At 65.8% G+C, this 7,786-nt stretch carries 9 protein-coding genes and 1 pseudogene; 3 read left to right on the forward strand and 7 right to left on the reverse strand.

From position 1 onward, the window contains the following. The coding region (locus tag APY03_RS21875) for a helix-turn-helix transcriptional regulator (RefSeq protein WP_068680339.1) at positions 1-416 on the reverse strand (416 nt) is incomplete at its 3' end. Positions 417-544: 128 nt separating this feature from the next. On the opposite strand from APY03_RS21875, the gene APY03_RS21880 reads away from it, so the two are divergent. Continuing rightward, positions 545-1,150, forward strand: a complete 606-nt coding sequence (locus APY03_RS21880; RefSeq protein ID WP_068679983.1) for a class I SAM-dependent methyltransferase — start codon at positions 545-547, stop codon at positions 1,148-1,150. Between the two features lie 435 nt (positions 1,151-1,585). Here APY03_RS21880 and APY03_RS21885 read toward each other — a convergent pair whose 3' ends face one another. Beyond that, positions 1,586-2,023 carry a PPC domain-containing DNA-binding protein gene (locus tag APY03_RS21885; RefSeq protein ID WP_068679985.1) on the reverse strand — a complete coding sequence of 146 codons (438 nt, stop codon included), beginning with the start codon at positions 2,021-2,023 and terminating at the stop codon, positions 1,586-1,588. Between the two features lie 155 nt (positions 2,024-2,178). Then, a complete protein-coding gene (locus APY03_RS45710) occupies positions 2,179-2,493 on the reverse strand; it encodes a hypothetical protein (RefSeq protein WP_146039656.1) in 315 nt (104 codons plus the stop codon). On the opposite strand from APY03_RS45710, the gene APY03_RS40465 reads away from it, so the two are divergent. Continuing rightward, positions 2,492-2,647, forward strand: coding sequence for a DUF4142 domain-containing protein (locus tag APY03_RS40465; protein WP_083944503.1), 156 nt, complete (start codon positions 2,492-2,494; stop codon positions 2,645-2,647). The two genes, APY03_RS45710 and APY03_RS40465, sit on opposite strands and share 2 nt — an antisense overlap. A 30-nt stretch (positions 2,648-2,677) precedes the next feature. Here APY03_RS40465 and APY03_RS21890 read toward each other — a convergent pair whose 3' ends face one another. The 4 genes from APY03_RS21890 to argH all read right to left on the reverse strand — a co-directional run bounded on the left by APY03_RS21890 (position 2,678) and on the right by argH (position 7,483). Then, positions 2,678-4,051, reverse strand: coding sequence for a UDP-glucose dehydrogenase family protein (locus APY03_RS21890; RefSeq protein WP_068679987.1), 1,374 nt, complete (start codon positions 4,049-4,051; stop codon positions 2,678-2,680). Between the two features lie 4 nt (positions 4,052-4,055). Continuing rightward, positions 4,056-5,027, reverse strand: a complete 972-nt coding sequence (locus APY03_RS21895; protein ID WP_068679989.1) for a UDP-glucuronic acid decarboxylase family protein — start codon at positions 5,025-5,027, stop codon at positions 4,056-4,058. 9 nt (positions 5,028-5,036) lie between these two features. Beyond that, positions 5,037-5,924, reverse strand: coding sequence for a glycosyltransferase family 2 protein (locus APY03_RS21900; protein WP_068679991.1), 888 nt, complete (start codon positions 5,922-5,924; stop codon positions 5,037-5,039). Positions 5,925-6,085: 161 nt separating this feature from the next. After that, positions 6,086-7,483, reverse strand: coding sequence for an argininosuccinate lyase (argH, locus tag APY03_RS21905; RefSeq protein WP_068679993.1), 1,398 nt, complete (start codon positions 7,481-7,483; stop codon positions 6,086-6,088). 53 nt (positions 7,484-7,536) lie between these two features. Between argH and APY03_RS44300 the strand changes: the two are divergent. After that, positions 7,537-7,786: pseudogene (locus tag APY03_RS44300) on the forward strand (sensor histidine kinase); the annotation flags it as partial.

Here is a 7,786-nt window from a genome sequence, read left to right on the forward strand (position 1 = left end):
CGAATCCTGATCGGTCGCATCACCTGCTTCGCCACGCACGACGGGATTCCTGCGGTCTCGCCCGCCGCCTCGCGCCGATAGATGCTGGGCGGCACGCCGACCAGTTCGGTAAAGCGGGTGCTGAAGGTTCCCAGCGATGCGCAGCCGACCTCGAAGCAGACCTCGGTAACGCTGAGGTCGCCGCGGCGCAGCAGCGCCATCGCGCGTTCGATGCGCCGCGTCATCAGGTAGCTGTACGGCGACTCGCCATAGGCAAGCCGGAACTGGCGGCTGAGATGGCCAGCCGACATGCCCGCGTCGCGGGCGAGCGCCTCGACGTTCAGCGGCTGCGCGTAATCCCGGTCGATGCGGTCGCGAACGCGGCGCAGCCGGGCGAGGTCGCGCAGGCGCTGCGTCGAGGTGGGGCTGGGTGTCATCTTCATGATCGTGCCATGCCGCCCTGGAGCGCTCAAGCGGGTAGGGCGTGATGGCCGGGCAGGCAAACGCAGCGCCGCGAGCGGTCGGTGGGTTGCCGATACGATCCAGCACAACGAGGAGTGTGAATATGCAATCTGCCGGTGCCGCCACGTTCGACGAAGCCTATTACCGGCGCTATTACTTCGACAAGAAGACCAAGGTGGTGGACCCCCAACATGTCGAGCGTTTGGGCGCGTTTGTCTGCGCCTACCTGCGCTACCTGCGCGTGCCTGTAAGGCGAGTGCTGGACGTCGGTTGCGGCATCGGGCTCTGGCGCGACATCGTGGCGCGGCAATTCCCCCTGGCCAGTTACCACGGCGTGGAGTTCAGCGAATACCTGTGCGGGCGCTACGGATGGGAGCGCGGATCGGTGGTGGACTACCAGGCCGGCAAGCCGTTCGACTTCGTCATCTGCCAGGGCGTGCTGCCCTATCTCAGCCCGCCGGATGTGAAGCGCGCCTTGCGCAACCTCGGCCTGCTGAGCCAGGGCGCGCTGTATGTGGAGGCCGTGACGCGCGAGGACTTCGCGCGCGACATCGTGGATGAAGACCTGACCGACCCCCGCATCTTTCGCCACAGCGCCGAGGTGTACCGCCGCGGCCTTTCGCGCCACTTCCAGGAGGTGGGCGGCGGCGTGTGGCTGAGCCGGCAAGCCGAATTGCCACTCTTCGCCCTGGAGTGCGCAGCAGGATGACGTTTCCCCCGGAATCAGCGTTGCCAACTGCAAGCTGACGGCCTGCACCGGGTTCGCGCGGTGCATCAAGCGTCGCTGCGTGCCCCGATGGCGCCCACTGCGCCATGCGCCATCGTGCGCAGAAACCCGGCATGCCGGCTGGCAACGTCGTTCACGTCCGACTCGTTGCCGATGCACCGGCGGGCGTCAGCCCAGCTGGCGCACTGCATATTCGAGGTCGATCAAGGTCGAGCAGGCCGAGTGCGAGCAGGATACCCGCGAGCACCATCGCACCGGGAGCCAGCCAGAATGATTCACCGGCCAGATTGATGAGCTTGCGGGAACCGGGCGGTCATGGGATATGCACCCAAAGTCGCTGCGCCTGCATTTGGTGAATCTCGCGCACGGGCTGCCGCATGTCCACACCGGTTCCCGCGAGTCGGATGCGAGTGCTGCTCAGGAGCCGATGTCGATCAGCGCCAGTCCCGTCTCCCGATCGCATTTCTTGCGCAGGTAGCCGGGCGACTCGACCAGCACGACCTCGAGCGTGGGCCGCACGGTCGCCTCCAGCAGGTGGCCGCCCACGGTGCTGCCGTCACGGCGCCCCAGCACGGTGTGCGCATGTACCTTGGGCTGATCGCCATCGAGTGCGATGTCGCCGTTGAGCGAAAGCACCTCGACCTGCTCAAGCACGGGGATACGGTCGTAGTCCTTGCGCTCCCAGTCGAAGTAGCCCAGCACGGCTCCCTCCAGCGCGCCGATCGCGCTGAAGCGGCTGGCGGTGAGGCCATGCTCCGTTGCGAAGCGCTGCAGCGTCGAAACCACCTCATCGCCCTTGTCGAAGACGAGGGCAATGGTTCGTTCGGGTCCTTCGTTGATCACCTTGGATCTCATGGAAACTCCTTGCGTAGTCCTTGATGTCCCAGAGTTGCCGCATCGTCGGCGTGCGTAGCGGGCCTTGAGCTCGATCAACTCCACCCGTGGCGGTGGGTGGACATACAGCAGTTGCGCGAGCAAGCCCTGGCGTGACGCACGCGTGGGATCGAGGATTAGAAGATCAAGTTGCCTACACCAAGCACAGTGAGCAGGCCGATGAGGAAGATGATTCCGACGATCCAAAGAATGATTTTCATGCTGAATCTCCTTTGGGCAACACTGTTTCGGACCATGCAGGTCTTGGTGTAGGACCGGGTTGAGTTGGACTGCCCGATTTCTACCGCAGATCGAGCCCTGGCGCGGGCTGCGGCGGGGAACAGTCCTCCGCAGAGGGAACCCAGCGCGAAGGGAGGGGCTGCACAAGGCGATGTCGACCGCGCTGATGGCGACGGACCGGCGGCTTCATGGACAAGCAGTACATGGAGCATGCGTGCGTTGGGCGACCATCGGCGCAGGGTCGACCTGCTGAAGAAGGTGCAGCGCGAGTCCAAGGACGCTGAGCTCAAGAGCTACGCCGCAAAGGTGCTCCCGGTGGTCGAGCGGCACCTGGCGATGGCGCGCGACATGAACCGGAGGCAATAGCAATAGCGCGAACGCGCTGCGGGGCCGTCTTCAGCGGCTGTTGCGCCCGATGCCCTGGTAGATGACGCCGGCTTCCTTCATGACGCCGGGCTCGTAGAGATTGCGGCCGTCGAAGATCACCGGCGACTTCATCAGCGCCTTGAGCCGCTCCAGGTTGGGGCTGCGGTAGGCCTTCCATTCGGTCACGATGATCAGCGCGTCGGCATCGGCCAGCACCTCCAGCGGGTCCTTGGCCGAAGAGAAGCTGATGCGCTCCAGCAGCGCCGGCGCATCCGCGAAGTCCAGCTGCAGCACGCGCCGGGTCTCGTCGACCGCGATCGGGTCGTGCGCCACCACCCGGGCGCCGGCGCGCAGCAGCGTGTCGAGCACCACGCGGCTCGGGGCCTCGCGCATGTCGTCGGTGTTGGGCTTGAAGGCCAGGCCCCACAGCGCGAAGCTGTGGCCGCTGAGGTCCGGGCCGAAGCGGTCGAGCACCTTCTGCGTCAGCACCCGCTTCTGCTCGTCGTTGACTGCCTCGACCGACTCCAGCACCCGCAGCGTCTGCCCGTTCTCGCGCGCGATGCGCGTGAGCGCCTGGATGTCCTTCGGGAAGCAGCTGCCGCCGTAGCCGGTGCCGGCGTAGAGAAAGCTATAGCCGATGCGCGGGTCCGAGCCGATGCCCTGGCGCACCGCCTCGATGTCGGCGCCCACGCGGTCGGCCAGGTTGGCCAGCTCGTTCATGAAGCTGATGCGGGTGGCCAGCATCGCGTTGGCCGCGTACTTGGTGAACTCGGCGGAGCGCACGTCCATCACGCGGGTGCGCTCGTGATGGCGGTTGAATGGCGCGTAGAGCTTGCGCATCGCCGCCAGCGCCTCGCGGCCGTTCTCGTCGTCGCTGTAGCCGATGACGATGCGATCGGGCCGCATGAAGTCCTCGACCGCCGCGCCTTCCTTGAGGAACTCGGGGTTGCTCACCACCGAGAAGCGCAGGTCCGGCCGGCCGCGCCTGTCGAGCTCCTCCTGGATCACGGCGGCGACCTTGTCGGCCGTGCCCACCGGAACCGTGGATTTGTCGACCACGACCTTGAAGCCGTTCATGTACTTGCCGATGTTGCGCGCCGCTGCCAGCACGTATTGCAGGTCGGCGCTGCCGTCCTCGTCGGGCGGCGTCCCCACCGCGATGAACTGGATGTCGCCGTGCGCCACCGAGGCCTCGATGTCGGTCGAGAAACTCAGGCGCTTCGCCGCGGTGTTCGAGTCGACCAGTTCGCCGAGGCCCGGTTCGTAGATCGGGATGCCGCCCGCATTGAGCGTGTCGATCTTGCGCTTGTCGACGTCCACGCACAGCACGTTGTTGCCGATGTCGGCGAGACAGGCGCCGGTGACAAGACCGACGTAGCCGGTACCGATGATGGTGACGTTCATGTGTTCAGCCTGCCGTGGTTTCGGAGAGTGCCTTGTCGAAATAGGCGATGGTCTTCTTCAAGCCTTCCTCGAGCTGGGTCTTCGGCTCCCAGCCGCCGAGCTCCTGCCGGGCGAGCGTGATGTCGGGCCGGCGCTGCTTGGGGTCGTCCGCGGGCAGCGGCATGCGCATCAGCTGGCTCTTGGAGCCGGTGAGCTCGATCACCTTGTTGGCGAGCTCCAGCATCGAGAACTCGCCGGGGTTGCCGATGTTGATCGGCCCCGGCACCTCGTCGCCGGTGTCCATCATCCGCAGCATCGCCTCCACCAGGTCGTCCACGTAGCAGAAGCTGCGCGTCTGCTGCCCGTCGCCGTAGATGGTGATGTCCTCGCCCTTGAGCGCCTGCACGATGAAGTTGGACACCACGCGCCCGTCGTTCATGTGCATGCGCGGGCCGTACGTGTTGAAGATGCGCACGACCTTGATGCGCAGCTTGTGCTGGCGGTAGTAGTCGAAGAACAGCGTCTCGGCGCAGCGCTTGCCCTCGTCGTAGCAGCTGCGGATGCCGATCGGGTTGACGCGGCCCCAGTAGGCCTCGACTTGCGGATGGATCTCCGGGTCGCCGTAGACCTCGCTGGTGGAGGCCTGCAGGATCTTCGCGCGCACCCGCTTGGCCAGCCCCAGCATGTTGATCGCGCCGTGCACGCTGGTCTTGGTGGTCTGCACCGGGTCGTGCTGGTAGTGAATGGGCGAAGCCGGGCAGGCCAGGTTGAAGATCTCGTCCACCTCCACATAGAGCGGGAAGGTCACGTCGTGCCGCATCAGCTCGAAGCGAGGATGGTCGAGCAGGTGCTCGATGTTGCGCTTGGTACCGGTGAAGAAGTTGTCGACGCACAGGACGTCGTGGCCCTGCTCGATGAGCCGGTCACACAGGTGGCTGCCCAGGAAGCCGGCGCCGCCGGTGACCAGGACTTTCTTGGAAGCGTTGTATTGCCGCATGCTGTGAAATCACTCCATAGGGGGAATCGGTTGGGGGGCCTTGGCCTTCAGTTCAGCCGCTGGACGCTCGGCCGTGCGCTGTTCGTACATCTTCGCGTCGACCAGCATGCGGAACCACAATGCCTGGAAAAAAGCGAAATAGAAGCCGGTGGTGCCGTCCAGGAAGCCAAGCCGGAAGATGTAGCGGTAGATGAAGTAGCTGAGCGAGCGCAGCCCGGTCGGCAGCTTGTAGTAGATCTCCTTGATGAAGCGCGTGCGCTCGCGCGCGTCGCCCATCAGCCGGGGCTTCAGCACATTGTCCGCGGCCAGGCGCGGGCCTAGCTTTTCCCTGGCCTCGGCGTCGCTCCAGCGGTTGTGGCTGGCGATCCAGTCGGTAAGCCGGGCCGAGTTCTTGTCGTGCATGAAGCCCTGGAGGCGGCCGGGCGTGGCGGTGCTGATGAAGTGCTGGTCGTAGAGCCGCGACTCGCAGCGCCCGGCCCCCGAGCGGAAAAGCCGCAGGTGCCAGGGGTTGACGCCCGAGAAGCGCAGCATCTTGCCCATGAAGTAGTCGCGCCGGCGCAGCATGTAGGCGTCGAAGCGCGGCGTGCCGGCGAGCAAGGCCCGGATTTCCGCAACAGCCTGGTCGTCCAGCACCTCGTCGGCGTCCAGGTGCAGTTGCCACCCGTAGCTCCCCTCGATCTGCGAGATCGCCCAGTTGCGCTGGTCGCTGTAATTGGAGAAGGGCCGCTGCACCACGGTGCAGCCGAGTTCGTCGAGGAGGGCGACGGTGTTGTCCGTCGAATGCGAATCGACCACGAAGACATTCGGGCTCGCCTTCTTCGCCTGCGATACGGTCTCGCGGATGATCGAGGCGGAATTGAAGGTCAGGATGACGACGACGCAGGAATGTTGATCCATGGATTGGGGTCTGCTGGGGGCTTCGGCGACACAGGGTGCCCGGCACTTTGCTGCAATGCAATGCCAAACTTTAGCACTACAGTTTTACAAATAGCCACAAAGCTGACGGCAGACCAGGGGTAAACCCGCGATGAAGGGGCCTGAGGCAAGCCCGGGAGGGGCTATTGCAGACGTGCCCGGTGCCGCGCAATCTGCTTGCGCACCTGTGCCGGCGCGGTCCCGCCGAGGATGTTGCGCGCATGCACCGAGCCGCGCAGGCTCAGCACGTCGTACACGTCCTTCTCGATCTTCGGATGGAAGGTCTGCAGCACCGACAGCGGCAGCTCCGACAGGTCCACCTTGTGCGAGATCGCGGCCTTGACGGCATGCGCCACGGTCTCGTGCGCATCGCGGAAGGGCAGGCCCTTCTTCACCAGGTAGTCGGCCAGGTCGGTGGCGGTCGCGTAGCCGCGCAGCGCTGCCTTCTCCATGGCCTCTGGCTTGACCGTGATGCCGCCCACCATCTCGGCGAAGATGCGCAGCGTGTCCTTGAGCGTGTCGACGGTGTCGAACAGCGGCTCCTTGTCTTCCTGGTTGTCCTTGTTGTAGGCCAGCGGCTGGCCCTTCATCAGCGTGATCAGGCCCATCAGGTGGCCCACCACGCGGCCGGTCTTGCCGCGCGCGAGTTCGGGCACGTCCGGGTTCTTCTTCTGCGGCATGATCGAGCTGCCGGTGCAGAAGCGGTCGGCGATGTCGATGAAGCCGAAGGCCTGGCTGGTCCAGAGCACCAGTTCCTCGCTGAGCCGGCTGATGTGCACCATCGCCAGCGAGGCGGCCGCGGCGAACTCGATCGCGAAGTCGCGGTCGCTCACCGCGTCGAGGCTGTTCTCGCACACCCCGTCCATGCCCAGCGTGCGGGCCACCAGTTCCCGGTCCAGCGGATAGCTGGTGCCTGCCAGCGCCGCGGCGCCCAGCGGCAGGCGGTTGACGCGGCCGCGCACGTCGGCCATGCGCTCGGCGTCCCGCGCGAACATCTCGACGTAGGCCAGCATGTGGTGGCCGAAGCTCACCGGCTGCGCGACCTGCAGGTGGGTAAAGCCCGGCAGGATCACCTCGGCGTTCGTCTCTGCAATGGCCAGCAGCGACTTCTGCAGGTCGCCGAGCAGCGCGCTGATCAGGTCGATCTCGCCGCGCAGCCAGAGCCGCACGTCGGTGGCCACCTGGTCGTTGCGGCTGCGGCCGGTGTGCAGGCGCTTGCCGGCATCGCCGACCAGCTGCGTGAGGCGCGCCTCGATGTTCAGGTGCACGTCCTCGAGCTCGAGCTTCCAGTCGAAGGCGCCCGACTCGATCTCGCCGCGGATCTGCGCCATGCCGCGCTCGATGGCCGCATGGTCCTCGGCGCTGATCACGCCCTGCGCCGCCAGCATGCCCGCATGCGCCAGCGAGCCCTGGATGTCGGCCTGCCACAGCCGCTTGTCGAAGAAGACGCTCGCGGTGTAGCGCTTGACCAGGTCGCTCATCGGTTCGGAGAACAGGGCCGACCAGGCTTCGGATTTCTTGTCGAGTTGGTTGTGGGTCATGGGGTGAGAACCGGTTGGGAGGCAATAATGGGTTTGCACCCGATCTTTGCTTGATGCGCAGCCCATCGATTTTATCGACCACCCCTCAGGCGCCGTCCCCGGCACGGACCCGCGGACCTGCGCGCGCCGGCGCTGCGATCTTCGATGCCTGCCAGATCGGCGTGGTGCTGCGCACCGTGATGTTCGTCGAGGCGGTGGTGGCGGCGGCCACCTTGTTTCAGGCGTCCACGCCTTCCGAATGGCTGATGCTGCTGGCCACCGTGACTGGTGGCGCCCTGCCGGCGACGCTGCTGTGGCTGGGGG

This window comes from Variovorax sp. WDL1 (assembly GCF_001541225.1).
GTDB lineage: Bacteria > Pseudomonadota > Gammaproteobacteria > Burkholderiales > Burkholderiaceae_C > Variovorax.

Bases quoted from the DNA above. Each gene is read 5' to 3' on its own strand.
- APY03_RS40465 (WP_083944503.1), top strand. From the start codon at position 2,492: ATGCGTGCGTTGGGCGACCATCGGCGCAGGGTCGACCTGCTGAAGAAG.
- APY03_RS21895 (WP_068679989.1), bottom strand. From the start codon at position 5,027: ATGCGGCAATACAACGCTTCCAAGAAAGTCCTGGTCACCGGCGGCGCC.
- APY03_RS21890 (WP_068679987.1), bottom strand. From the start codon at position 4,051: ATGAACGTCACCATCATCGGTACCGGCTACGTCGGTCTTGTCACCGGC.
- argH (WP_068679993.1), bottom strand. From the start codon at position 7,483: ATGACCCACAACCAACTCGACAAGAAATCCGAAGCCTGGTCGGCCCTG.
- APY03_RS21885 (WP_068679985.1), bottom strand. From the start codon at position 2,023: ATGAGATCCAAGGTGATCAACGAAGGACCCGAACGAACCATTGCCCTC.
- APY03_RS21880 (WP_068679983.1), top strand. From the start codon at position 545: ATGCAATCTGCCGGTGCCGCCACGTTCGACGAAGCCTATTACCGGCGC.
- APY03_RS45710 (WP_146039656.1), bottom strand. From the start codon at position 2,493: ATGCTCCATGTACTGCTTGTCCATGAAGCCGCCGGTCCGTCGCCATCA.
- APY03_RS21900 (WP_068679991.1), bottom strand. From the start codon at position 5,924: ATGGATCAACATTCCTGCGTCGTCGTCATCCTGACCTTCAATTCCGCC.